23 protein-coding genes and 2 tRNA genes are annotated in these 24305 nt (G+C 43.7%); 3 read left to right on the top strand and 22 right to left on the bottom strand.

Annotation, left to right across the window (positions count from 1 at the left end; genetic code table 11):
* Nucleotides 1–100: 100 nt before the first annotated feature.
* The 14 genes from ACQY3M_RS01840 to ACQY3M_RS01775 form a co-directional block, all read right to left on the bottom strand.
* Nucleotides 101–778, bottom strand: a complete 678-nt coding sequence (locus ACQY3M_RS01840) for a hypothetical protein (protein WP_428065682.1) — start codon at nt 776–778, stop codon at nt 101–103.
* A 279-nt stretch (nt 779–1057) separates the two neighbouring features.
* A tRNA-Pro gene (locus ACQY3M_RS01835) sits at nt 1058–1133 on the bottom strand.
* Nucleotides 1134–1161: 28 nt separating this feature from the next.
* Nucleotides 1162–1236: transfer RNA gene (locus ACQY3M_RS01830), tRNA-Pro, on the bottom strand.
* Nucleotides 1237–1292: 56 nt separating this feature from the next.
* A complete protein-coding gene (locus tag ACQY3M_RS01825; protein WP_428065680.1) occupies nt 1293–1646 on the bottom strand; it encodes a MerR family transcriptional regulator in 354 nt (117 codons plus the stop codon).
* A gap of 3 nt (nt 1647–1649) precedes the next feature.
* Nucleotides 1650–1910 carry an HU family DNA-binding protein gene (locus tag ACQY3M_RS01820; protein ID WP_428065678.1) on the bottom strand — a complete coding sequence of 87 codons (261 nt, stop codon included), beginning with the start codon at nt 1908–1910 and terminating at the stop codon, nt 1650–1652.
* 30 nt (nt 1911–1940) lie between these two features.
* Nucleotides 1941–2927, bottom strand: a complete 987-nt coding sequence (locus ACQY3M_RS01815) for an NAD(P)H-dependent glycerol-3-phosphate dehydrogenase (RefSeq protein ID WP_428065676.1) — start codon at nt 2925–2927, stop codon at nt 1941–1943.
* On the bottom strand, nt 2914–3528 hold the full coding sequence (gene plsY / locus ACQY3M_RS01810; protein ID WP_428065674.1) for a glycerol-3-phosphate 1-O-acyltransferase PlsY: 615 nt from the start codon (nt 3526–3528) through the stop codon (nt 2914–2916). The genes ACQY3M_RS01815 and plsY overlap by 14 nt, the downstream gene beginning before the upstream one ends.
* A gap of 284 nt (nt 3529–3812) precedes the next feature.
* On the bottom strand, nt 3813–9455 hold the full coding sequence (locus tag ACQY3M_RS01805) for an alpha-2-macroglobulin family protein (RefSeq protein WP_428065672.1): 5643 nt from the start codon (nt 9453–9455) through the stop codon (nt 3813–3815).
* A gap of 65 nt (nt 9456–9520) precedes the next feature.
* Nucleotides 9521–11116 carry an arginine--tRNA ligase gene (gene argS, locus ACQY3M_RS01800; RefSeq protein WP_428065671.1) on the bottom strand — a complete coding sequence of 532 codons (1596 nt, stop codon included), beginning with the start codon at nt 11114–11116 and terminating at the stop codon, nt 9521–9523.
* A 12-nt stretch (nt 11117–11128) separates the two neighbouring features.
* Entirely contained in the window at nt 11129–11680 is a 552-nt protein-coding gene (rsfS, locus tag ACQY3M_RS01795) for a ribosome silencing factor (protein ID WP_428065669.1), read from the bottom strand.
* Between the two features lie 46 nt (nt 11681–11726).
* Nucleotides 11727–12632 (bottom strand): LytR C-terminal domain-containing protein, encoded by a 906-nt coding sequence (locus ACQY3M_RS01790; protein ID WP_428065667.1) that lies wholly within the window; start codon nt 12630–12632, stop codon nt 11727–11729.
* Nucleotides 12602–13732 carry a bis(5'-nucleosyl)-tetraphosphatase (symmetrical) YqeK gene (yqeK, locus tag ACQY3M_RS01785; protein ID WP_428065665.1) on the bottom strand — a complete coding sequence of 377 codons (1131 nt, stop codon included), beginning with the start codon at nt 13730–13732 and terminating at the stop codon, nt 12602–12604. The genes ACQY3M_RS01790 and yqeK overlap by 31 nt, the downstream gene beginning before the upstream one ends.
* The gene (locus ACQY3M_RS01780; RefSeq protein ID WP_428065663.1) at nt 13729–15030 is read right to left on the bottom strand and encodes a protoporphyrinogen/coproporphyrinogen oxidase; all 1302 of its coding nucleotides are present in this window, start codon (nt 15028–15030) and stop codon (nt 13729–13731) included. Before ACQY3M_RS01780 ends, yqeK begins: the two co-directional genes overlap by 4 nt.
* The gene (locus ACQY3M_RS01775; RefSeq protein ID WP_428065661.1) at nt 15020–16045 is read right to left on the bottom strand and encodes an MraY family glycosyltransferase; all 1026 of its coding nucleotides are present in this window, start codon (nt 16043–16045) and stop codon (nt 15020–15022) included. Before ACQY3M_RS01775 ends, ACQY3M_RS01780 begins: the two co-directional genes overlap by 11 nt.
* A gap of 33 nt (nt 16046–16078) precedes the next feature.
* Between ACQY3M_RS01775 and ACQY3M_RS01770 the strand changes: the two genes are divergently transcribed.
* Nucleotides 16079–16705 (top strand): hypothetical protein, encoded by a 627-nt coding sequence (locus ACQY3M_RS01770; RefSeq protein WP_428065659.1) that lies wholly within the window; start codon nt 16079–16081, stop codon nt 16703–16705.
* 53 nt (nt 16706–16758) lie between these two features.
* On the opposite strand, the gene ACQY3M_RS01765 is transcribed toward ACQY3M_RS01770, so the two are convergent.
* Genes ACQY3M_RS01765 through ACQY3M_RS01750 form a run of 4 tightly spaced genes read right to left on the bottom strand, consistent with a single transcriptional unit; the run spans nt 16759 to nt 20051 of the window.
* Complete coding sequence (locus ACQY3M_RS01765; protein WP_428065657.1) at nt 16759–18198, bottom strand: oligosaccharide flippase family protein; 1440 nt, start codon at nt 18196–18198, stop codon at nt 16759–16761.
* Between the two features lie 12 nt (nt 18199–18210).
* Entirely contained in the window at nt 18211–19032 is an 822-nt protein-coding gene (locus ACQY3M_RS01760) for a purine-nucleoside phosphorylase (RefSeq protein ID WP_428065655.1), read from the bottom strand.
* 10 nt (nt 19033–19042) lie between these two features.
* Entirely contained in the window at nt 19043–19408 is a 366-nt protein-coding gene (locus ACQY3M_RS01755; protein ID WP_428065653.1) for a YraN family protein, read from the bottom strand.
* The gene (locus ACQY3M_RS01750) at nt 19401–20051 is read right to left on the bottom strand and encodes a ribonuclease HII (protein ID WP_428065651.1); all 651 of its coding nucleotides are present in this window, start codon (nt 20049–20051) and stop codon (nt 19401–19403) included. Before ACQY3M_RS01750 ends, ACQY3M_RS01755 begins: the two co-directional genes overlap by 8 nt.
* A gap of 198 nt (nt 20052–20249) precedes the next feature.
* Here ACQY3M_RS01750 and ACQY3M_RS01745 point away from each other — a divergent pair, with 198 nt between their 5' ends.
* Nucleotides 20250–20384, top strand: coding sequence for a hypothetical protein (locus ACQY3M_RS01745; protein WP_428065649.1), 135 nt, complete (start codon nt 20250–20252; stop codon nt 20382–20384).
* Nucleotides 20385–20590: 206 nt separating this feature from the next.
* Complete coding sequence (locus ACQY3M_RS01740) at nt 20591–20947, top strand: hypothetical protein (protein ID WP_428065648.1); 357 nt, start codon at nt 20591–20593, stop codon at nt 20945–20947.
* Between the two features lie 126 nt (nt 20948–21073).
* Here ACQY3M_RS01740 and ACQY3M_RS01735 read toward each other — a convergent pair whose 3' ends face one another.
* The 4 genes from ACQY3M_RS01735 to ACQY3M_RS01720 form a co-directional block, all read right to left on the bottom strand.
* On the bottom strand, nt 21074–21385 hold the full coding sequence (locus tag ACQY3M_RS01735; protein ID WP_428065646.1) for an ankyrin repeat domain-containing protein: 312 nt from the start codon (nt 21383–21385) through the stop codon (nt 21074–21076).
* Nucleotides 21386–21633: 248 nt separating this feature from the next.
* Nucleotides 21634–22371, bottom strand: a complete 738-nt coding sequence (locus ACQY3M_RS01730) for a hypothetical protein (protein ID WP_428065644.1) — start codon at nt 22369–22371, stop codon at nt 21634–21636.
* 314 nt (nt 22372–22685) lie between these two features.
* On the bottom strand, nt 22686–23759 hold the full coding sequence (locus tag ACQY3M_RS01725; protein WP_428065764.1) for a type II toxin-antitoxin system HipA family toxin: 1074 nt from the start codon (nt 23757–23759) through the stop codon (nt 22686–22688).
* Nucleotides 23755–24102, bottom strand: coding sequence for a helix-turn-helix domain-containing protein (locus ACQY3M_RS01720; protein ID WP_428065642.1), 348 nt, complete (start codon nt 24100–24102; stop codon nt 23755–23757). Before ACQY3M_RS01720 ends, ACQY3M_RS01725 begins: the two co-directional genes overlap by 5 nt.
* Between the last annotated feature and the right edge of the window lie 203 nt (nt 24103–24305).

Genomic DNA, 24305 nt, shown 5'->3' with positions numbered 1-24305 from the left:
TATAAATTAGGGACCTCAAATCCTGATGATTCTTTGGAAAGAAAAAAGCCGCTTATCTGAAAGCGGCTTTTTTATTGCTTTTGCAAATTAGATATTGGCTTTAATTGGCGTCCTCCCAATCATCTACGGTTGGCGGGTCGAATGTTATTATTTCCAATCCCAAGGCTTCAGCCAATGCGGTTTCCATTCTCCTGGATTGTACCTGCGGATCTTCTGTTAAGTTCCAAGAATAGACTTTTTTTGTTTTTGCAATATTATGCGTATCTACCACGTAAATACTTGCCGTTGAAGGTTTTGTGCCCAGCGGGAGAAACACATCTTGACAGGCATTATCAGAACATACGGTAACGGCATTCATAAAGAAATTTACATTGTACAGGCCGGTTAACCAAGGTATATTTTTGTTTGGAGAATCTTGATAAATATCCAAGAATACCGGTACATAATTCATACCGTGGGCTTTAGGGACAATACGCGTTGCTATTTCATTAAGATATGGTGCCATTAACTTGGATTTTTCACAATCTGTTTCAAGCAATACGACTACCAAAAAGTCTTGATTATAGTCGGGCGTTAGAATATTGAGGCTGTTTTCGTCTTGAGAATTGCGGCTGATAACCAAATTCTCGCTTCCGGTAAGGTTTTTAAATGTAATTTCTTTCCATTCGTCATACATTTGAGTATTTGTTTCGGAAAGTTCAGGGAAGTTGTCTTCAATTATGACGCATCCCGTTAAAGGCAATAAAAAACACAACAGCAAAAGAAACAGTTTTTTCATAGAAGTCTCCTGGATAGAATGTTAGCATAATCTGCTACTTTAATAATATGAAATTTATCCGCCAAAGTCTATCTATGTGATAATGGGCTTATAAAGCTAAAATAGGGAAAATGCTTTATCAGTTGTTTAATATAATAGATGTTAAAAATAGTAAAAAAGTATTTTTTAGGTTGTATAAAAAAACAGATATAGTTTATAATTTGATATTTCATTATTATCAAAGTAATTATCGTTGATAAGGCAATAAAAAAGACACTTCGTAAGAAGAGCCTATCTAAATGGTCGGGGCGGCGGGATTTGAACCCACGACCTCACGGTCCCGAACCGTGCGCGCTACCAGCTGCGCTACGCCCCGTTTATTCTTTGTATGTAAATATTTTAAATGGTCGGGGAGCCGAGAATCGAACTCGGGACCTCTCGCACCCCAAGCGAGCGCTATACCACTAAGCCACTCCCCGATTAGTTTCCTGCTGGTAAAAACCGGTGCCTGTTTTTACCTTACCCTTATATTTTATCATTCTTTAATGATTTGTGAAAGGGTTTCTTTTATTTCTTTTAAAAACTTTACATCTTTTACCGTGTAAGAACTCCTATTTTCTTTCGGCCTGGCGCCCAACGCCATATACTTGCTAAGATGCTTTTTTGCGCCTTCCAAAGTCATTTTATGGCGCTGTGTAAGTTCTTTTATCTTTGATATGGTGTTTATGTCGCTTTTGGTATAACGGCGATGTCTGCTCTCTTTGCGTATCGGCCTTATCAGGTTAAAGTTCTTTTCCCAATATCTTATGGTATATTCGGGGATACCGCAAAGTTTGGATACTTCGCCTATGGTAAAATATTCTTTGTTTTGCAGTTCCTCGATATTCATATTTTACTTTAAGATATTTTCCGACGCTTTAAATCTTATGCGCGTCTTGGCCGGTACGGGTATTTCTTTGCCAGTTTTGGGGTTTTTTAAACTTATGGGACGGCTTTCCTTCGTCTTGAAAGTCCCAAAATTAGATAAAACCACTTTGTCGCCTTTTTTTAAGGCGTCCTTCATTATTTTGATGGTATTTTCCACAGCCGCTTTGGCCTGCTTCTTATCAAAAAGGTGTTTGGAGAGTTCCTGTATTATATCTTCCTTATTCATGTGAGTTTCCTCCGTGTCTGTAAAATTCTTTTAAAAACCCAACGCTTGTATCAGTACTGACGGCTTTTCTCCTTTTATTACAATTTTCCAAATAGCCGTTATTACCGGACAGTTGAGTTTGTTTTTTTGTATTAAATCGTATACGCTTTGGACGGAATTGGCCCCTTCCGCTATCGTCCCGACCTGTTCTTTGGCCTGTTCCAAAGTTAAGCCTTGGCCCAGCTTCTCGCCGAGTCTTCTGTTCCTTGATATGGCTGACATACCGGTCAGTACCGCGTCACCCAGTCCGCATAAACCGTAAACCGCTTCGGTGGTGCAGCCTTGGCTTAACATTATGGCGTTAAGTTCCTGCATAGCCTGTGTAAGAAGGGCGGCTTTTGTATTGGCACCATCGCCTATACCGTCTAATAAGCCGCAGCCTATCGCCACTACGTTTTTTATGGCGCCGCCGTATTCCGCGCCGCGTCTGTCGAAAGATGTTTCAAGTATTACTGGTGGAGCGCTTAACTTTTCTTTAAGTTCGCTCATAAGTACGCCGTTATGGCCCGCCAAGATTATTTTGGTGGGGATATTCCTTGCCACTTCCAAAGCGAAACTGGGGCCGCTGAAGGCAAAAACATAATCTTTAAGCTGGGGCAGTTCTTCCTCTATGATTTCGCACATCGTCTTGAAGGTTTTATCCTCCAAGCCTTTTGACGCGCTTATTACGGGGATAACCCGCCCGTTTAAAATCGGTTTGATTTTGGCGCAGAAAGCTCTTATCGCTTTAGATGATATCACAAACACCAGCATATCGCTGTCTTTTACGGCATCTTCCTCGCTGCCGGTAAGAGTGATATTATCGTGAAATTTAAAATCCGGTATATGGGGGTGACGGCCGTCACTGTCTTTTATTTTTGCCAGCAACTCCTTCGAATATTCCCATACCGTAACTTTATAGCCGATCTTGGCTATATGCTGGGCTATAACGCTGCCCCATACGCCCGCACCTAAAACCGTTATTTTATTTATTTGCATTTTTTTTGGCCCCGTCTTCAAAAGCGAGTTCGCTTTTGTTAAGCATACGCTTAATGTTGGGTATATGTTTGTAGATTACTATTATACCGACTACTGTACATACTAAGCTGTAGCCTAAAGGGTAATCCCCTATAAGAAAGCTGGCAATCGGCAGTACTATCGCCGCCAATATGGAGCCGGGCGAAATTCTGCCGGTTTTCCATACCACTATGACGAAAGAGGCAAACGCTATTGCCGTAGGTATCGGCAACAAAGCGCCGAATACGCCTGCAGAAGTCGCTACGCCTTTGCCGCCGCGGAATTTGAGATATATCGTCCACATATGTCCGCATATCGCCACAAAGCCGCATATTAAGGGCATATATTCGGATGAAGGGGCGAAATACTTCGCCATTTCAACCGCGAGCGCGCCTTTAAAAGCGTCGCATAAAAACGTGCTTATACCGGCCCATTTCCCCACTGTTCGGTACACGTTTGCCGCGCCCGGGTTGCCGGAGCCGTAATTCCTGATGTCAAACCCTTTAAGTTTTTTTGTTATCAAATAACCTGAGGGTATGCCACCTATCAAATAGCTTGCAAGCAAGAGTATTAAATTCGTCATATTCTTATTATATTAAATTTTACCTTCTTGCAATATCTTATTTGCGCGAGTATATTATCAATTTCCAGGGGTATGTATATAGGCTTTAATTTTTTAACTTTAAAGTTCGGGAAGCTCTGCTTATTGAAAAGAATGGGAAGTATTTCTAAGCGCATTTTCGCTTTTGGCGCAGGGCGATTATTCCCGTTCAAGTCGCGGTAAAATAAAAATTCCCGGCAGGTCTGTTGCGCAGTAAACAAAAACCGCCCGTAAAGATTACGGGCGGTTTCGTCGAATTTATAAGACTATTTTACTTTAACTTTAAACCCTGCGCTGTGGGCCGTTATTTCCGGCATATACATACTTTGCAGCTGGGCCGCGCCGGAAGTGAAAGTTCCCGCGTCGGTCGGGCGCATAGTATATTTAAGCTCATAAGTGCCTTTGGGCAGATTTTGCAGGAAGAAGTTGGTTACATTGTCTTTTAACTCTTCATATCTGCTAAGCTGGCCGTCATATTTCCAACCCGACAAAAGCGCGTCGGTTTCGAAGGCGGCGGGTTTAGGGTCGCTTAAGACCACAAAGTCGAAGGCGGATTCGCTCTTGACCGTAAGGCGCACCTCAACCTCATCGCCTTGCTGGAGTTCGTCGCCTTCCTTGAGTTTGGAAGCCTTGCCGTCCCTTATCAGATAATAGTCTTTCTGTACCGTTATCAAACCGCCTTGAGAAGCCTGCGTGGGCGCGGAGGTCGTAAACAGCGCGCTTATAGTAGCATAATCGTCGTAATCTTCTACGGGTTTTTCCATCGTGAGGACGGCTTTGTTTATCGCCGCTTTAAAGACGTCGGGCGTTACTTCGTCGCCGTATACACTTATCGTCAAGGAAGAAGAATCCAAGTCATAAGGTTCTACGGTAATCTTTTTGGTCTTGCCGTTCCATTCGGTGGTGAATATCTTGGTTTGGTCGAGCACATTCCCTTTGAGCATTATGCCCATAAGCGCGTAAACGGCTTTAGCGGCGCTTTGCGGGCTGCCCCAGGCTTGCGCTTTCTCATTGAAGATAAGCCACTTTACAAGGCCGTCTACTCTTGCGTCTTCTGGCGCGACTTCCTTTAAAGCCTGTATGGCGGCCGCATGCAGGGTTATACCGTCTTCAAACCACTGCCAAGTGCGCTCTTCCATCGTCCAGGATATCCCCGTAACGTCTGAGGCGTTTGAAGTGTCAAACAATCTCTCTATTTGCAGCTTCGCCTTATCCATGTCGCCCAAGCGTTTGTATATTGAGGCGGCATAAGCATAAGAAAGCGGAGTTTGAAGAGGATTCTTCTCGAACTCGGTCATCGCTTTTGAAGCCAAAGCATAGCTTTTCGCGTTCCACTCTTTGGGGAAGGCCGTCAAAATATAAGCGGTATATACGCCTACATTTATATCCTTGTCGGAATAATTCTTCACCAGGTAGTTCAGTGCTTTTTTGGCTGTTGTTTCGTCTATTTTTACGCCGTGGGCATAGGCTTGGGCGAAGTCGTTAAGGACGCTGAGCGTTATGAACATATTGCTCATTCCGCCTTTTACCCAAGGATAGCCGCCGTCCGGATTTTGGAATTTGGCCAAGTCTTGTTCCGCTTGCTGTTTTTGTTTTTCTACCAGTTTTGCGTCAAACAGGTCTATAACCGCCTGTTGCTGATTGTACCCTTTTGAAAGTAAATACCACGGGCTTTGGGCGACATCATTTAAGAGTAATTCTTCATTTGCGCTCCAAGCGGGTGATACGCTGCTTCTTTGGGGCAGTTTTGCCGCGGCTTCCTTTAATTGCGGATAATCGTTATAAAGTTTGTTGAATATCGACAATGTAAAGTAAGCGTTTGCCGCGGCGGTAGCCGAAGTCCTGCTCGTTTTGGTAAGCAAGGGCATGGCATTTAGTACCGGCATTAACAAAGAGGGGGAAATCGTGATGTGGGCCGCCTGTATTTTGGCGTCTTTGTCGACTCCTCCCAAGAAAAGCTTGTTTGTGCCTTTTTTCAATACTACCGTCCTGCTGGAACTTAACTGCTGTTCGCTTGGAAGTAGAGGAACGGTCTTTATTTCGCCGTCGCTTAAGGCTGCGTTCTTGGCCGAGGCCGAGAACATTACCTCACTGCCTTCCTGCGGGGCTTTAAAGCTCCAGGTAACTAAGTTTTGACCTTTTGCGCCTATCAATATGTGTTTGGTATCATATTCCAGCGTTTGACAGCTGTCAAGCTCCTGCTCACAGCTGTGATTTACGGTTAAATTCACCTCGGCCGGCATAGCTTCGTTGGTGGTATTGCTTACCATAGCCTGAAGCTGTATTTCGTCGCCGTTTCTCAGGAAGCGGGGGGCCTCCAAATTTATCATAAGGTCTTTCCTGGTGATAAAGTTGAAATCCGTTTTGCCCGTTTTTACGTCTTTGGTAAACGCCGCGGCGAGGACTTTCCATTCGCCCGCGCTTTGAGGCAATTTGAACGTAAATTCCGAAAATCCATTCTTCACGTTCAAGTCCGGCAGCCACAAGGCATTTGTCGCGAAGTCCGTTCTAAAACTTACGCTGTCGCTTCCTCCTTGGGCTTGCTCTGCCTCGGCTACTGTGTCCGCGCTGAAAGCGGCTTCCTCTGCGGATTTAAGGGCGCCGGCGCTTCGCATGTCAGTCATCGCCATTTTTGGCATGGCGGAATTGTAGAGTATTGGCATTGGACCCGGCATTGAAAAATCTAAGGAAGATTCAAAACCGTTGTATGCGTTTTTTGAGTCCTTTGCATAAGGCGCCAAAGTGCTAAAGGAGTGTTGACGGTAATAATCCAATGCTTTATTGTATACCGTCACCAATGCTCTGGCGTTTACTTTGGATTTATTTTCGTCCAAAACCGTCAGGCTGATGGTCTTATTGCCGCCCGGCAGAGAAAATTCCGTGCCCGAAAGTTCCAAACTCAGTTTGGAGTTTACATAGGGTACTTTTATCATTGCACTGCCGGAGTAGATATTATAATCGTATACGGAGAACCATCTTATCGTAAATCCGCCCTGATAATCTTTACTTATCGGCAGCTTTAATAAAGCAGTCCCTTTCTGCGTCAAAGTTTTGGAGCTGAGCAGGAAAGAGTCTTTATAAACCTCCACATATTTATTGCTCTGCGCTTTGGGCGAAGCTAAAAGTATATAAGTCGTCTCGCCCGGATAATAAGTATCGTTTTCCGGCAGGATAGTGTTTTCTGGCAGAGATATGCCGGGTTTATCAATATTGACTACCAAAAACGGCAAAGTGTCGTTTTCCGATACGCTGTCCTCACTGCCTTGCGGAGTAAATTCAATGATGTAGAACCCTTCCTTTAAAGGAGGGACCATATATTGTATCGGATTGCCGTCTTTGAATTCGACTTTGTCTATTTTGATGATTTCGCCTTTTTTAATTTGTTTTTTCAAGTCGGTCGAATATTTATCCCATTTTTCCGGGGCTTGCGCTTCAAACAGCCTTGCGGTCGCGGTTCCTTTCAGAGGCTCGCCGTTTATATTTGTCATTTTTACCGTTAGAGGATTCTGCGTAGCGCTGCGCAGGAAGTTTTTGTTTAATTCGATATCGAAGAATTTTTCTTTCGCGCTGGCTATGTATGATTTTTCGCTGTGTATCGTATTGCCGGCTTTATCGGTTACGTATACGCTTACCGTATATTTTACCGGTATTGATTGGTTCAAAGCTACGGCATCGTCTTTCTGCGGAGTAAAGGTTATTTTGAATTCTCCGTTTTTGCCGGTAGTAGTTGCGCCTTCCTTTATTATTTCGGTGGGGCTGAACGGTTTTGCGGCGCGCCAAAATATCGGGAAGAAATTTTCTTTGGTTACGGTGTAGGAGACTTTAGCGTCTGCCGTATAGAGGCCGTAATAATATATGGCATTGCCTTTTACTTCAAAAGGATTGCCGAATTTTACGGCTTCTTTATTGTCCAGCAAGTTTACTTCAAAGGTAGGTGTTTTAAAGGCTTCCACGCTGACATTGGCATAGGCGTAATTATTATCGATTTTCGCCTGAATATTATAATTGCCAAGCATGGCGTCTTTGGGCAGGCGGTAGGTATAAGAGGCCGATCCCATATCGTCCAGCTTCAAGGTTTTTTCTTCCAAAATATTGTAATTGGGGCCTCTTAAAGATATCTTTACGTTTTTGCCTTCCGCCAAAAGATAACCTGCCGCGCCCTTAAGTTCGGCCGCGGTTACTTGGGCCTTAATGGTGTCGCCCGCTTTGTATATGGACATACTGGTATTTAAGGCCAAATAATTTTTCTGGACTTGCGGCTTTTCAAACCATAAGCCATCCAATATCGCGTAATTGCCGCTTTTGCTGGCAAAGATTGACAAAGGATTATAACCTTTTAAGTTTTTGTTTTGGGCAAAGGCTTTTACACCGTCTTTGCCGGTATATACCGTCTTGCCGGTATTGGGCTCCAGCTTAACGCCTTGTTTGGGCAAGCCCGTTTTCGCGTCTAAAGCGTAAATATTGTAGAAGTTGCCTAAGCTAGTTTGCGCCGTAATGTTTTTAGCTTTGGCGTAACTTGTGCTTGCAAGGGCCAAATCTGTGTAATTTACAAAGATAAAATCTTCTACATTTGCCTTCTTTCCAGATTTGTCGTAAGAATACTCCTTTTGCTGGCTAAGGGCTATTGCGTAAAAGCCGGCGCTTTCTTTAGGAAGCATAATATCGCTGGTATGGGTGGCATATTTTTTATCGTATGACACCGATATACCCAGCGTACGCAAAGGTTTGTTTAACGACAATTCGTTAAGAACATTTTGCCTGATAGAAACATTTTTCTTGCCACGTATCAGCTTTTTTATGTTATCGGGATTTACTTTAAATATGTGTATGTAGAATTTTTCCAAATTCCTTGTATAGACTTGGAGGGGATATTCCTGATTGGGGGCCGCATTGGTTTTGTTCTCCCCAAAATCTAAGCGCGGGCCTGTTATTTCCTTTTTAAGGTTTTTACATGCGTCGGTAATGATATTAAGCTCCAAGCCCGTGCAATAATCCAAGGTTTTTACAGCGTCCTCGTACATTTCCAAATTGTTAAAGGCTTGCGCCGCTAAATAGGCTGCCCTGGCTTTGGGCAAAGTTTCCTTCGCTTGGAAAATATACTTCTTTACGCCGTAAGCGTCGGTATAGGTTTTTGTCATACCGGATATATATTGCATCCAGTTGGCTTTTAAAGTGATAAAGTCACTTGTGTCGATGGGTATCATTTCCACGCGTTCCAAGTGCCACAACTCCGCGGCGGTTGAGCGGTCTTTACCTTTTATTTTGTAAGCTTCCTCATAGATTTCCTCGGTGGGTTTTGTTGCATATTGTTCCCATACCTTTACCATATAGTCAAACAGAGTCGGATACATCGCTGCCGGCGGGATATCTTCGTAAGAGTAATAAGAGTGGGGGTTTAAGATATAGTCTTTGCTCAGGTCATAAGACATATCCGCTAGTTTCTTGCGCATATCCCACAGTTTGGAAAGAATTTCTTTCTTTTCGGCGTTTTTCTGCGCCAAAGTGAACTTTGTTGGGTCGGTAACGGTTTCCTGATTTTCCGGCGCTTCATATATGTTGTTCTTAATCAGCGCTAATTTTACCAAATAATATCTGGCCTTCCAGAGATTGCTAACCGGCACTTTATAGGAATATATTTGCCTAAGCGCCGTATCGTATTTATTTTGGTAATTATAGGCTATCGCAGTCTTTAGTTCGGCCTCGTATTTAAGGTCCTTGTCTTTAGACTGCAAGAATGGCTTGTAAGCCTCGACCGCTTTGGAATACAAACGATCTTCGAAGTATTTATTGGCTGTTTCTATCCCCTTCGGTTCCTCTTCCTGAGCTTGCGCCCTTAAAGAAGGAGCCGCTGCGAAAACAGCCAAAACCGCCATTATCAGGGCGGTAAAAAGAATTAGATGTTTTCTCATTATCTCTCCTATAATTTTAAACACTAACAAAACACTTGCAAATTAAATGCTTATCGGCTACGCTTTTACATGTGTTCCGGCGCGCTGACACCGATAAGTTCAAGCCCCTTTGCAATCCGTTCCTGTACCAATTGGCAGGTAAACAGACGCGAACGAGTGGTTTTTTCGTCCGATTCGTCTATCACTCTGCTAGAATCATAGAACGCGTGGAACAGAGATGCCAGTTCAGTCAGATAAGAAGTAAGATGATGCGGGCTTAAATCTTTTACGCAGGTTTCCAAGGTCTTTTTAAACCACAGCATTTTGCTTAAGAGAGCTCTCTCCTGTTTGGATATATTGCCCGGCTCGGTCATCGCAAGAGGCTCAAAGCCTTTCTCTTTGGCCGTATTGAATATGGAACATATCCTCGCGTGTACGTATTGTACGTAAAACACCGGGTTTTCATTGCTGCGTTTTTTTGCGATATTCAAATCAAAGTTAAGGTGCGCGTTTGGGGTTCTGCCCGCGAAGAAGAATCGGCAAGCGTCGCGCCCCACGTCCTGAGTCAAATCCCTTAAAGTAATGAAGGTGCCGGCCCTTTTGGACATTTTTACCTTTTCGCCGTTTTCTATCAGGTGTACCAGTTGATGTATTATCGCTTTAAAAGAGTGTGGCTCTTTACCCAAGGCTTTTACCGCCGCTTCCATTCTGGGCACGTAGCCGTGATGGTCCGCGCCCAAGATGTCTATCAGTTTGGTGTAGCCTCTGTCATATTTGTTTTTGTGATAAGCTATATCGGCCAAGAAATAAGTCGGCCTGCCGTCGGCGCGCACCAAGACTCTGTCTTTATCGTCGTGGTCGGCGCTGGTGCCGAGCCATACGGCACCGTCTTTTTCGTAGACTTTATTTTGTTTTTTGAGTAAATCCAAAATTTTGTCGAGCGCTTTTTCTTTGTGCAATTCGCTCTCTCTAAACCAGCGGGTAAATTCAACGTCGAAGGCTTTCATGTCTTCCTGCTGGGTTTTGATAATTTCTTCCATCGCGAAGCGCCCGTATTCGCTTTCCGGCAGGCCTTCGGGTATTCTCTTGGCCAAATCTATAAGATATTCGCCGTGGTAGCCGTTTTCCGGCGGCTCTTTGCCCTGCGCTCTGGCTTTTAAAGATTCGCCGAGCAGCTGCGCCTGGTTGCCGGCGTCGTTGATGTAATATTCCGCGTCGCAGGCTATGCCCAAAGCGCGGTGTATTTTTACCAAGCTGTCGCCCAAGCTCGCACCGCGCCCGCTGGCCACATGCAGCGGCCCGGTGGGGTTGGCCGAAACAAATTCTATCAAGATCTTTTCCTTGTTTTGCGTGCCGGCGGTTGCCCTGTCTTTAAGGCGTCTGTCGCGAGCGGCTTCCACCAGGAAAGTGTCGTCCAGTTTTATGTTGATAAATCCCGGCGCCAAAAAATCGCACTGCGCCACTTCGTCTAGCTGTTCGATTACTTTTGCCGCTTTCTTTGCTATATCCAAAGGGTTTTTCCTCAGCGCTTTTGCACAGGCCATCGCCCACACCAAAGAGATGTCGGCGTCTATATGGCTTGGCGGGGGGGCGAATTCCACTTGCGGCAGAATATCAAACTCCGCGAAGTAAGGATCTTTTGTTAATCTGTCTTGTATTTTGTTTCTTAAATTGCTGAGCATTCTCTTTCCCTTCTATTTAGTGGATTTTTTTGCGGTCTTTTTTGCAGTTTTCTTTGCCGCGGTTTTTACTGATTTCTTTACGGTTTTTGCGGCCGCTTTTTTTAAGGTTTTTTTATCTGTCTTTTTTGTCGCAGCCTTTACGGTTTTCTTGACGGCCTTTTTAACGGTTTTTACCGCCGTTTTCTTTACGGCTTTTGCAGCCGTTTTTTTAGGTTTTTGCCATTTCACTTCTTTGCCGAAGCTGAAAATCTTGTCCAGCGCGTAAAATTCTCTTGCCGCCCGGGTCATAATGTGCATCATAAAATAGCCGTAATCCGATACACGCCAAGTAGTGGTTTGGCCGCCGTCGCGGTTGTTTTTGTAGAGTCCGTCTTTTTTAAGTTCGGTGCCGGCGTCCATATCCAAAGCGTCCAAATGCGGCGTAGACGTAGCCGTACCTATAACTATATAATCGCATAGGCTTGAAAGCCCACATAAATCGTATACTTTTACTTCTTCCGCTTTTTTATCGTCTATAAATCGTGCGGTTTTTATTACCAGTTCTTTGGCTTGTTTTTTATCCATACTCGCTTTCCTCTTAGTTTATAACACACACCATAGAGTTTATCATTTATTTATACCGTTTTGGCAATACAAAATCTTTACCTAATACTATTTTAACATCGGATATCGCGTTTTTGTCGCGATGTGTAAAAATTTCGTGGTCTTCCAGCCCCAGCTGATAGGCCGTTTGCTGTATATCCAAAAGGCGGGAGCTGTTATCCAAAATTTGGCTTCTTTCCAAAAGCTCGGGGTAATTGCCGTAGCTTATTACGTCTACGTTTAATATCCCGCTGTTATTTCTTTCTCTTAGAAATTTGGTGACTTCGCCCGCCAGTCCGTTCTTGCCCGAAGCATTTAACACTTCCACTATCAACGGACCTTTTGCCGTTTGGTTGGGCTTAATGTCGGTTGTGATGCTTATGGCGGCTTCCTGCTGTTTGCGGCCTTTTATTATTTTGTCTACCAAGGGATTTTGCACGGCAAAGTCCGAAGGCTGCAAAGTTGAAAGTTCCGTACTGATTAAAATAAAATCGCCGAAGGACAAATCCGTCTTTCCCTCGCATTTCAGCTTTATATAAGCGTAAAGGTATTGGAATATTATATAGGGCTTCTTCTGCCAAGACTGCAGATTATTTTTAAACTTCTCCCAAAATTCGATCCTTTTTTGTCCGCGGATGTCTATGATGATAACTTTGTCTTGTTCTATTTTCGCCTTTTGCAGGATTTCCTGTGCGCTTAACGCTTTTTTTGTGTTGGGCAAATTGTTTACCACGGCTTTTTTAAATTCCGGGTTATAGGCTATAAATATCGGGGGTGAAGACAAAAGCAATACTTTTACCGGTTCGTCGCTTCTTTTTATAAGCCCGTGCACCGAAGTGTTAAACTGCGCCGCCGCGCCATATAGCAAGATGGCCAGCGCGCAGTATACTATCAGCCTTAACTTTAGTTGCTTTTTGAGATAATCCCGTTCCATAATTTAATACCCGCACCCGCAAGCCATTTATCGGTTTGTATAGTAAAAAGCAGTTTAACCCGCAAAGCCTCTTTGAGGCCCTCATCCAAAGATTTTTGCGCTTCCTGATAGACTTTCCTCGCTTCGGCGTATCTTCTGTCCTTGCTGGACATATCGGCAATAAACAATATTTTTTCTTCCAAGGTCATATTAAGGCGCCCCAAAGTATGGTATTTTATCGCGTTTAGCACTTCGGCCTTCTTGATTTTGAATATTTTCTTTGCCAAATCGGCGGAAACGTCGGCATGCAGCAAAGCGGGGCTGTATTTGATGATGTCTTTAAGCCCATCAACCTTAAGTCTGTTTTTAAGGGCATACTCGGCCAGTTCCTGATTGCTCATGCATTTTGCCGAATCGTGCAATATCGCCGCCAGCGCCATATCCTCGGGTTTTGCACCGTATATCTTGGCGAGTTCCACCGCGCCTTGCGCCACCATCTTTACGTGTAAATATCTGTTGGGGCGCAGATTATCCTGCAGCCACTTGTGTATTTTTAGGCCGTATAAGTTTTGTTCTTCTATCGCTTTGGCCGTTTGCGGCAATAGATTGTTGGGCAAAAGCCCGTTGCAAAGTATCGCTATTCTTATCTGCGTGGAGGAAACCAGCGGGAAAGTGCCTTCTAAAAGTATATAGTCGAAGTCCTTTGTATTAAATTGTACGCCTTTGCGCTTGCCGGCGGCTATTATGGCATTGTCGAAAATATAGGGGCTGTTCTTCCAGTTATGCAAATCGTTTAGGCAGTCCGTGCCGACAAGCAGATAAACCTGCGCGTTGGGATAGAGTTCTTTTACCCGTTTTATCGTTTCCCAAGTATAGGTTACCCGTCCGTTTTTATTTTCGAAATCGTCGAAAATTATATTCTTGTCCAAGGCGCCCAAAGCCTCGCGCGCCATCTTCGCCCTGAGCTTGAAGGGCAGCGCGGGCGCCGCCTTGAACGGGGATTGATATGCCGTAAAGATATGCGTCTTATCGGGCCGTATCTGTTTGATGGCCGCTTTTAAAATCGCGTAATGCCCTTTGTGGACGGGGTCGAAACTGCCGCCGTATATAAGAATTTTCATTTGGATACCTTCGCTATCGTTTTGGCTAAGGCGGCGGCGTCAAGCAGGGATTTTTCCATAAACGAATACTCCCAAGCGCCGTACCTGCCAAGTAAGTATATATCTTGTTTAGCCAGATAATCAAGGATAAGGCCCCTGGCCTTGGCGTATCGGCCGTCGTATATCGGATAACCGTATCTAATATGGTGCCATTTTTTCGTAACAATTTCACTCTTTTCGTCTATAAAGCCCAAGTCTTTCAAGGCCGAAATGGCTTTTTGTTTAAGTTTGTTCAAATCGGCCTTGCAGTTTTGCCTTAGGGCAAACTCTATGTAAAGGCTGAAAGTCCCTTTCGGCGCCGAGCTTTTGGAAAAGGAGGATTGTACTCCTACCCTGTAAAACGGATATTTGTCTTCGGGGAAGTAGAACCAATGGCCTTTAGGCGCTTTGCCTTTAAAAGCGATATTAAGCACGTAAAGGCTGTTGTGTTTAAGCTCCTTGAAAGCTGCTTTTATTTCGGCGGGCAGGCCTTTAAGCGCTTTGCCCAAAGCGGGCAGCGGCATTGTGCTTACGAGTTTATCATAACTTACGGTTTTGCCGCCCGCCTTGAAAGTTTTATTCTTAAAATCTATCGCGGTTAGCGCGGAGTTTAAATTGATATTATCCAAGTCTTGCGCCAAGGCCGAACATATCGCGCCGCAGCCGCCGCTTTTGGGATAGTAAAAGGTGCTGTTGTAGCCCGTCTTTTTGTTCCTTTTAAGATAGGCGCCTTTGATAATATCCTCAAGCGTATAGGCGGGTATAAATTTGCCGCACCATTGGGGCGTTAGTTTTTCCAGGGGGAAGTTCCACAGTTTTGAGTTGTAGGGAAACATAAAATATTCGCATATCCCTTTGCCGTATAAAGCCAAAGCCCAGTCTTTGAAAGAATCTTTTTTCTCCGATTGCGCACCGTAAGCTTTTATCGCCTCGCTTACGCAATAGGAAATATCTTTTTTATCCAAGCGAAAGAGATTGTTTTGGAACGGAAATTCCACTTTTTTGCCTTTGAAAAAGACGAAAGCTTCCCTCTTTATTTGTGTTTGGTTCCGCCCGAGCAGTTTGCGCGCCAAAGCTTTGCCGCTTCTTGTAGAAAGGTGCAGCAGGTGGCCGCTGTAATCGAACGTGAAGCCTTTCTCTTGATAAGAGCCGCAAAGCCCGCCTATTTTGTCTTCGGCCTCGTATATGGCCGTTTCTGCTTTGGCGCGGTATTTTTTCAAGTGGTAAGCGCAGGCCAGCCCGCTGATGCCCGCCCCGATAATCTTTATTTTAAGAGGCATTTTTTATCCTCGCCAAAAATATTGCCGCGCCCGTCAGCATAAGTGCCGCCGCCGCGTATATCGTTAAAGATATTTGCGTCCCGCTTTTGGTTATATAGAGGGCGGCGGCGTCCAATAACAGTGCCGCGCCCGCCGATATTAAAAGTATTGTTTCGCCGCTTAGGCCGACGCTTTTTAAGCGCAGGGGGAAATGGTCCGGCGTAGCGCTTAGCGGGTTTATCCCTTTTGATATTCTTATTACGGAAACAAAGCCCGTATTAAAGACCGGTACGGCCAGTATCAAGAGGGGGGCGTAAACGGCAAGCGGGTTTTGGGCGGAGTAGCTTGTTCCCAAGGAAAGTGCGGCCAGCAAAAAGCCAAGCAAAGTGCTGCCGCTGTCGCCCAAAAAAGTTTTTAGCCGCTTTGAGTGATTATACGGCCAAAACGCCGCCGCCGCTCCAAGCAAAGCGCAAGCCGCGAAGTTTACGTAAATATATTCCGACGGCAAGGAAATTACCGTAAAAGCCAAAGCCGCCAATAAGGCTTGGCTTACCGCGAGGCCGTCCATAATGTCGATAAGGTTAAAAGCGTTTGTTACCCCGACCACCCAGAGAACCGTCAGAACATATCCCAAAGGCTGGGCGGTAAATTGTACCGATATGCCGTAATATATAAGTGCGGCGGCCGCAAGGGCCTGTATTACCAGGCGGATATACGGGCTTAGCCCGAGCGGTTTTTTGATGTCGTCTATTAGTCCAAGCAGATAAATTATCGCGCCGCCTATAAATATACCCCTTAAATTGCGTAAGGTTCCGCTTGGAAAATCGGTAGTGAACCTTACCGCCGCCAAAGCGGAGAAAAATCCCAAAGCCAAGGCCGTGCCGCCGGCCGTGGATATTACGCCCTTATGCGTTTTTATCTCCGTGGGTTTATCTTTGAGATATTTGGCGGTAAGTTTCCTTAAAAACGGCAAAGAAAACGCCGTTATCAAGGCGGCGCATATAAAATCTAACAAATACGGCTTTAAACTTTGCATAATAATATAATATAAAATAAGGAACAAAAAAATATGAGCAAAATAAAATTTCTGATTTTACCCTTTCTGTTTTTTCTTTGCGCGTGCGCAGTAAAGCCGGTTTTGAATAAAGGCGAAGAACCCGTACGCAGCTACCCCGTTTTTCTTACGGGCTGGGAAACTTCCGCCGTATTTAAGGCCGAGTTTAAGGCGGGCGATTATCAAAGCAGTTTCCTGCTTGTCGTCAATAAACGCAAGTATGCGGACTTCCAAATAAAAATATTGGGGGATTATTCCTCCGTACTGCTAAACGCCGATTATGTTAAAGACAATTTCAGCTATAACTATGTGCTAAAAGAGTTTTTTAATAAAACCTCCAAAGCCGTTTTTGAGGATATTATAAGAATACTCTTGATGAAACCATCGGATTATCAGGGATATACTTCCGATGGCGAAGCGGGCGTAATTGTTTTTAAAAGCGGATCGTTTTTTAATTCCTACTATTTTAAGCGCGGGTTAAGCTATCCTTACGCGATGAAGCAGAGCAAAGGGCGCATAAACAAAACGGTTGAATTTAACGATTACAGAGTCTTCGGCGAGAGGCCGCTTCCTTACCAAGTGGTTTTTAAAGACCAAAAGGAACGAGCCGAAATCGTTTTGACTTTGCTCAGCGTTAAATAATTTAATCTTTATCGTTTTTTGATTAAGCTTTTGCCGATGCTGAAGATTGGTTTTCAGCGTTTGGCGGAGAGTTCTTTTCTCGTTTTGACTTTTAATATTATCAACAGCGCCAAAACGGGATATATGCACAGCATTATAATTCTTAAAATCAAGGCGTGTATCGGCGGCATTTGCCCCGCGAACAGATTGCCCATAAGCACCAGCAAGGCGGCGCAGGCCATCAGGCTGAGTTTTTTATAGTGGTAATTAATGGGATAATTCCTCTGCAAGAATATAAACAACGCCAAGGCCATAACTACATAGCTTACGAATATCGCCCAGCCCGCGCCCACTATCCCGATAACCGGCACTAGGATTATATTGGTTATTACGCTCGCCGCCGCGCCCGCCAAAGTGATGAACATCAGTACCTTTGTCTTTTTGGTAAGTACGGGCGCGACCATAAAATTGATGTAAAACCCATAAAATAAATAGCCCGCCAGCACAAGCGGAATTATGTTAAGGCCGGACCAGTAGTTTTCGTGTATCAGATTAAAACCGAGGAATTTGGTTTGTATTATCGTAGGGATAAGCAGGGAAAGCCCCAAAAACAGCCAGCTGGCCGCGGCGGCGAAATAGGTAAAAATCTCGGCGAACAGTTCCTTGCAGTCGGGTTTTGCCGAGGCCTGTATGAAAAACGGCCGCCAAGCTTGATCGAACATAGATACCGCCAACATCATAAATACGCCGATTTTGAAATTGGCTTGGTATATGCCAACTTCGCTTAAACCCGCCAAATGAGAGAGCAGCGGTTTGTCTATCACGTTTACCATAATGCTCGCCATGCCAGCAGGTATAAACGGCCAGGAAAAGGCGAACATCGCCTTAAAGAGTTTTGTGTCAAAGGCAAGTTTGAAATCTTCCTTTATCACGGGCAGCAATAATATCAGCGAGGCCAAAGATGCCGCTATCCCCGCCATAAAAATCCCGTCCACGCCCGTCTTGAAATAGACCAAAGCCAGCAGATTGCCCGCCACATTCACCATTATGGAAACCGTCCTTATGATGACGAAATGCCAAGCCCTGTGTTCAAAGCGCAGTTTGGCGAAGGGGATGATATTTAAAGCGTCCAAAGCCAAAATAAAACAGCAGTATTTTATAAGGTAGGCGTTTTCCCGGCCTATGCCCAAAGCCGCCGCTATATATGGGCTGAGTGCGTATATAATCAGCGAAAGGGCAACAGATGTCATCAGGACGGCGTTAAACGGGGTTGAAAATACATTTTTGTCCTTATGGTCCTGCGCGAAGCGCAGATAAGCCTGGTCCATACCGTACTGATACACGATATTAAACAGCGCCATAAACGCGAATACCGTCGCTATTACGCCGTATTGAGAAGTCGCCAAATAATAAGTGTATACGGGCACCAGAAAAAAGTTAAAAAGCCGGGCGACTATGGTTGAGGTGCCATAGATTAAAGTTTCTTTGCCCAGCCTTTTAACTTTATCAATCATTTTTGCCGTTAATTATATTTTTGCAAGCAAGTCCTGCAATATCTTCGCGAATTTGCCTTCAATCTTTTTAGTTTCTTCCAAGGTTTCTTTATGGCTGAGCGGCGTTTTTGATATTCCGCTGGCCAAGTTGGTTACCCAGCTAAGACCGCATATTTTTAAACCCAGCTGCCTTGCCGTAATGACTTCCGGCACGGTAGACATACCGACGACGTCCGCCCCCAGCTTTTTAAAAGCCTGTATTTCGGCCGGCGTTTCGAAATTGGGGCCCGTAACCGCCAGATATACGCCGGGCAAAGCGTTAATTTTATGCTTCTTGGCTATGGCGAGGGTTTTTTGGGCGATGTCTTTGTCGTAGGTGTCGGTCATATCGCAGAACATTGGGCCGAAGGCGGGATCGTAATTGCCGATAAGCGGATTATTGGCCATAAGGTTGATATGGTCTTTAAGCACGCAGAGGCTGCCCGGTTTAAGTTTTGCGTTGATTGAACCCACCGCCGCCGATACCAATAAAGTTTTTACGCCCAGCATCCATAAGGTGCGTATGGCGATGGCGATATCCTTCATCGGGTGGCCTTCGTAATAGTGGAAGCGCCCCTGCATTACGGCTATCTTCCTGCCTTTATATTCGCCGAAAATCAAATTGCCGCTGTGGCCTGCGACGGTGCTCCTTAAAAATCCCGGTATTTGGGCATAGGGGATAACGATCTTTTTATCCAGCGGCGGCACGGAATTGGCCAGCCCGCTGCCCGTAATTAAAGCGATTTCGGGTTTGAAATTTTTGGTTTTTTTGTTGATGTATGCTGCGGCTTTCTTTACAGTTTGAAGTTGTGTCATGGCTTTCTCCTTATAAAAACAATCCGCTTGGCGTAAAAGCGTTTTTTATATGTTCGAGCCTGTCGCCCGTTATGGCTATTATATCAAACAAAAGCGCGTTGTAAGACGGATTTTCTTGTTTAAGATAAGCTACTGCCGCCTTTGCGATTTTTTGCTGTTTGCTTTTGGTAACCGCGGCGACAGCACCGCCGAAAGCATCCGAGGAGCGTTGTTTTACCTCTACAAATACAAGCGCGCCCTCTTTTTGCGCTATTATGTCCACTTCGCCCAAGGGGCAGAGGTAATTCCTTTTTATGATTTTATAGCCGTTGTCTTGAAGATATTTCGCGGCGCGTTCTTCCGCTTTGTCGCCCTGCCTGCGCAGAAAACTAAACATTTTTGTTCTCCGCAAACAGCCCGCCGTACATCGATAGCAAAGGCTCAAAAGTCATTCTGTGCTGAAGGCAGGGACCGTACTCTTTTATGGAAGCTATATGGCTTTTTGTGCCGTAGCCTTTATGCCCCGCAAAATCGTAGAGGGGGAACTTTTCGTCCAAAATATCCATAAATCTGTCGCGCGAGACTTTCGCTATTATGCTGGCCGCCGCCACACAGAGAGATTTGCCGTCGCCGCCTATAACGTTTTTTTGTTGATGGTGAACAAAGGGAACAAGCCTATTTCCGTCTACCAAAACGACGGCGTTTTCCTTTTCGAAAAAGGCCAGGGCGCGGCGCATGGCGATAAAAGTTGCCTGGAGAATATTGTGTTTGTCTATTTCCGCGGCTGAAGCGTAGCCCGTACGCCATAATATAGGCAGTGTGAGAAGTTCCTCAAAAATTTTCTCGCGCTTGGCGGGGGAAAGTTTTTTGCTGTCGTTTATTTTCGCCATTACGGGGTGGCCGTAAAGCTCCGGCGGAATATAACACGCCGCCGCGGTAACGGGGCCCGCCAAAGGGCCTCGTCCGGCTTCGTCTACGCCGATTATTTTTGAGAATGGAAACTCTTGAGATATTTGAATGTCAAATTCGCTCAAACTCATTAAATAATTCTACTAAATAAAATCCCCGCGGCATAATAACGTTTGTCTTCAATCTGTGCAAAGTAAAGAAAAATATTGCCGCTAAATGCCGTTATTATGGATATTTTTTATAAAATAAAAATAATCTATTTTATTTATAGTATAATTAAAAAAGATTATAAACATTTCTTTAAAAGGTTAGATATAAATTTTATAAATATGCCAAACGATAAGCAAAGAGGTTTTAAACGGAAAAAAGATAATTTAACGCCCGCCTTCAAAGCTCTTTTGGACGATTTGGACGAGGAGGAATGGCAAATCGTCACTTTTGAGCTATACGATGAGAACGAATAAATTTGGGGTAAGGGCAGGACCGCGGCTTTTATCTGCCGCGTGAGAAATTGGCTTTTGTGTATCGGGCGATTCTCGGCTTGAGGGCAGCGGCGGAGATAGCGCGAAACGCAAAAGCCAATCTCATTATAAAAGGAATGAAACTAAATCCCCTTGATTTTTTGCTTTATGTTATATTAGATATTAGAATACTTAGGGAGGAAAGAAAAATGAAAAGGGACCTGATCTTTATAAGTATGATTTTGGGCTGTATGATAATTGCGGGGGGCTGCGCTTCTTCCGGCGATAAAAAGGCCGAGAAACTTGCCAGCCTTACTTTGGATAATGAAGAAATTTACAAATGTTCGTCCGATTCAGATTGCGTATCGGTGTTGAAGGATTGCTGTTTATGCGATGGGAAGGTCGCGATAAACAAAAAATACGCCAAAGCGTTTAATCAGTCCAAGGGTGAGCGCTGCGCTTTTGTGCCCTGCACTTTGCAGATGTGCTATGTGGATATAACTCCCAAGTGTGTGGAGGGCAAATGCACCGGGGAACCGATTGATCCGCCTTCGGTGTTGCCTTAGTCGGAGGATAAATAGTTTTGGTAAAACAATATAAAAAATTAACGCGGAGTCCTATAAGCTCCGCGTTATTTGTTTATTTGTTTGTTTCCGAGTGTTTGTTTTTTTGCTTTTCAAGATTTTTGCCGCCTAGGCGCGTATCAGTGCCGTATCCATTATTTTATTTCTTATTTTAGTATTGGCGCCATATCCGATTAAAGTTCTTTTGATTTCGGGATTGGGATTAAAGATAGCAAGCATCAACGGCGTCCAGCCAAAAGAGTTCTTGGCGTTAACTTCGGCGCCGTTTTTGATTAGTCTTTGTATTTCGGCTACGGTAACGTTTTTCCAATTTACGGAATTGAAATTAGCTTGTTTTTTCGCTTCACCCGCGAAACATGAAGCCGTAGTAAACAAAGAAAAGAATAAAATAAATATGGCTAAAAGCAGATTACCTTTCATTTTGCAGTTCCTCTTTCTGCCTTGTGTTTGTAGATTAGTTGCTGTATATTGGCCATTTAAGAAATAGTGCCGTAAATAGTTTAGCAAAGAAGTTTTGCAAAAACAATAAGAAGAATAAGTTTAGAAAAAACGGTGGGCAAGGGTAGTGCAATGGGGCATATTTTAGCTTTAGTAGACAACCGCAACGCCAAAATAGGAGTTATATAATAGTTGTTGAAAAGATAATAATTGATAATTTCTTAAAATAATTAAATATGCAAGAGTTTCATTATTTTTCCGGTAGCGGAATCAAACAGGATAATCCGTTTAAACGTTGAATTTTTTATAGTAGGAAGTTTAGTAGTATCATAAGCGAATTTTTCTTGGAAAGAATTTATTCCTATGATAAGCCAGTATTCGTCACATTTTGAAAATGAAAGGGAACATTTTTCTTTTCTAGTTATAGCTTCTTTCAAATTTTCTTCTATGGGAACATAGTTGGCTTGTCCAAAGTAACCAACACAAGTATGTCCTGTGCGTTTTTGTAAAATAATTTCTGAGAAAGGGTTAGATGGTGGCAATGGTATCTTTTTTAGTTGATTTATATGAAGGCATTTTAAATTCCCTTTAACTAAATTTATAATTTCATCTTCAATATATTCATAAGAATTATTCCTTTTATTTAAATATGGGGGAGTATAAATCGGTTGAAAAGGAGTGTTGAGTATAACTATAAAATCTTTCTCTTTTTGTGAGAGTTGTTTTCTGATGTTTTGCGTAATTTTGTTCATATCAGCACTAAAACTGATAGAATGCTTTCCCTTTTTGCCACATTTTGTATGTTCTATACCTATAGTCTTATTGCTAATAAAAGTTATAAAATCAGGACTTTCTTGAGATTCTAACTCACATTTAATTTTGTAGTGTTTTAATACTTTTATAACAATTTGTTTCTCTATATCTTTTTGTTTGTACATATTATTTACTTGTGCGTCTTTAATCTTCAAACAGTGATTAGAAAACGAAAGTCAAATGAGTATATGAGATTAAAAGAAAAAGGGAATCAGCCTAAGAAAAAACTTCTATAAATGTTTGTTAATGAGTTTAGCCTGTATATTGCAAGGAAGGTTTTAGATATCTTAAAAAAAGTGCGCCCAACAGGAATCGAACTTGTATCCCCAGCTCCGCAGGCTGACGACAATTTTTTACTCAGGCAGCCGTTCATCGTCGTAAAACATCTTTTCAAAATCCTCCTGTCGGGGCCAAGTGTCCAAAAAGTGTCCATTTTTCCTAAAAGGCCCGTTTTTGGCCTTCTTTACCCTTATTCAAAGGCACTTTTTACCTGTTCAATAATTTGCACGGCGTGCTTACGGTCTAAACCCGTTTTTTGAGCCAGTTCCAGCATATCTGCTTCCGTTGGCAGCCCCTGGCCCAGTACCGTGGTGGTATGCTGGCCGTTAAACCCTTCAGACGGCACTAAATCGTACGCCGGAGACACCTGCCAGCGGTTATTTTCATATACAAATGAGAAATTTTTGGCGTGGTCGTCTTTATTCTGCCCAATTACGTTAAATGCCATTAGGCGGAACATCTTTTCCGCTTCCTGCACATCTCGTGTTAAAAACAGGGTCGTTTCAATCAAGGTTTTATAGTCCAGTGATGGAATGCGGAAATCCGCCTGGAGCAGGCCGGCCGCTGTATGCATATGGATACGCTTGTTTCCTTGCCTGTCAAAGCGTTTTACGCCAAAATACTTGCCTTCAAATAAGCGTGTTTCTGGCATAATAAGCCCCGCTTTATGTGCTATTTGCGAGTATTTGTATTCTATTTCACCGATATTGGCCGGATCTTGGGTATTACGGAACTTAATCAGCCACTCTTCTCCGTCAATAGTAAGCAAGACCTTGGGGCGGGCCCCGCCGGAACTGCCACCCTTGGCTGCAAGTAAAGATAGGTCTTTAGTAGGTTCATCGTGTAATACTTTTTGGGTTTCCTGCTCCAGGTAAGCAAGCGTTTTATCTTGGTCATCTTGCCCGATGGGGTGCGTGGGGTGATAGGTAAGAGCCCCCATTGTTTTAGGCCCCACGATACAAAGCCAATCTAGGGGTGATAAAGTAGCCGGATTAATCCCCTGCTGGCGCAGGAGCCTGTCTATTAACAGGCGTCCCCAGCCGTCTGGTAAACTATCATTAAATACCCCAAATAAGCCGTCAAAAGGGTCCCATTTGCTGGTAAAAACACCCGGCTTTAGCGGAAGCAGCAAGGGAGAGATAGAAAAGCCTTCTTCCAGCCACTGGGCACTATATTCAAAAGCGCATAAATTATCCCGGCGCAAGGCTAATGTGCCGACTAATTGCTCATTATAAAATACCTGTAAAGATTGAACGGACTTAATCATTTTTGCGCCCCCTTTGACGGGTTTTGTGTTGTTGACTATCAATTACTTCATTAATGTGTTGATAATTAACCACGCTAAACAACTGCTTAAATTCAGCCGTAGCATTCAGCGCTACTGCCAGTTTCAAAAGCGATTTAAGGGATATTTCCGCTTGGTTTTCAAAGCGTTGTAAAGAACCCAAACTGACCCCGGAGCGCTTGGCAAGAGCCTGTTGCGTAAGGTTTAGTTCCAGCCGTCTGGCCCGTACGCGTTTAGCAATCCCTTCTGCTAAGGCCTGAGGATTGAAATCTTCTATTAAATTAGAAACTAATATATTATTTGTTAAATTGTTATTAGCCATATAACATATAATATATTATGTATTAATAATTTTCAAGACCTAAAAGACTGGCAAGAGAGGTTAAAATGAAATAACCATACAGGGCTTCTATATTAAAGTGAAGAATCCTTTTGGGAATTGCTTGGGGAAGATCTAAAATTATATTACAAACTAGCGAAAAAAATTCGCTTGCAGAGAAATTATTTATTTTGTATCATATATAT

Source organism: Candidatus Proelusimicrobium volucris (assembly GCF_959605025.1).
GTDB lineage: Bacteria > Elusimicrobiota > Elusimicrobia > Elusimicrobiales > Elusimicrobiaceae > Proelusimicrobium > Proelusimicrobium volucris.
This window is presented reverse-complemented; position numbering and strand designations above follow the sequence as displayed.

Coding starts and splice junctions, on each gene's coding strand:
- ACQY3M_RS01840 (WP_428065682.1), bottom strand. CDS start 778: ATGAAAAAACTGTTTCTTTTGCTGTTGTGTTTTTTATTGCCTTTAACG.
- ACQY3M_RS01825 (WP_428065680.1), bottom strand. CDS start 1,646: ATGAATATCGAGGAACTGCAAAACAAAGAATATTTTACCATAGGCGAA.
- ACQY3M_RS01820 (WP_428065678.1), bottom strand. CDS start 1,910: ATGAATAAGGAAGATATAATACAGGAACTCTCCAAACACCTTTTTGAT.
- ACQY3M_RS01815 (WP_428065676.1), bottom strand. CDS start 2,927: ATGCAAATAAATAAAATAACGGTTTTAGGTGCGGGCGTATGGGGCAGC.
- plsY (WP_428065674.1), bottom strand. CDS start 3,528: ATGACGAATTTAATACTCTTGCTTGCAAGCTATTTGATAGGTGGCATA.
- ACQY3M_RS01805 (WP_428065672.1), bottom strand. CDS start 9,455: ATGAGAAAACATCTAATTCTTTTTACCGCCCTGATAATGGCGGTTTTG.
- argS (WP_428065671.1), bottom strand. CDS start 11,116: ATGCTCAGCAATTTAAGAAACAAAATACAAGACAGATTAACAAAAGAT.
- rsfS (WP_428065669.1), bottom strand. CDS start 11,680: ATGGATAAAAAACAAGCCAAAGAACTGGTAATAAAAACCGCACGATTT.
- ACQY3M_RS01790 (WP_428065667.1), bottom strand. CDS start 12,632: ATGGAACGGGATTATCTCAAAAAGCAACTAAAGTTAAGGCTGATAGTA.
- yqeK (WP_428065665.1), bottom strand. CDS start 13,732: ATGAAAATTCTTATATACGGCGGCAGTTTCGACCCCGTCCACAAAGGG.
- ACQY3M_RS01780 (WP_428065663.1), bottom strand. CDS start 15,030: ATGCCTCTTAAAATAAAGATTATCGGGGCGGGCATCAGCGGGCTGGCC.
- ACQY3M_RS01775 (WP_428065661.1), bottom strand. CDS start 16,045: ATGCAAAGTTTAAAGCCGTATTTGTTAGATTTTATATGCGCCGCCTTG.
- ACQY3M_RS01770 (WP_428065659.1), top strand. CDS start 16,079: ATGAGCAAAATAAAATTTCTGATTTTACCCTTTCTGTTTTTTCTTTGC.
- ACQY3M_RS01765 (WP_428065657.1), bottom strand. CDS start 18,198: ATGATTGATAAAGTTAAAAGGCTGGGCAAAGAAACTTTAATCTATGGC.
- ACQY3M_RS01760 (WP_428065655.1), bottom strand. CDS start 19,032: ATGACACAACTTCAAACTGTAAAGAAAGCCGCAGCATACATCAACAAA.
- ACQY3M_RS01755 (WP_428065653.1), bottom strand. CDS start 19,408: ATGTTTAGTTTTCTGCGCAGGCAGGGCGACAAAGCGGAAGAACGCGCC.
- ACQY3M_RS01750 (WP_428065651.1), bottom strand. CDS start 20,051: ATGAGTTTGAGCGAATTTGACATTCAAATATCTCAAGAGTTTCCATTC.
- ACQY3M_RS01745 (WP_428065649.1), top strand. CDS start 20,250: ATGCCAAACGATAAGCAAAGAGGTTTTAAACGGAAAAAAGATAATTTA.
- ACQY3M_RS01740 (WP_428065648.1), top strand. CDS start 20,591: ATGAAAAGGGACCTGATCTTTATAAGTATGATTTTGGGCTGTATGATA.
- ACQY3M_RS01735 (WP_428065646.1), bottom strand. CDS start 21,385: ATGAAAGGTAATCTGCTTTTAGCCATATTTATTTTATTCTTTTCTTTG.
- ACQY3M_RS01720 (WP_428065642.1), bottom strand. CDS start 24,102: ATGGCTAATAACAATTTAACAAATAATATATTAGTTTCTAATTTAATA.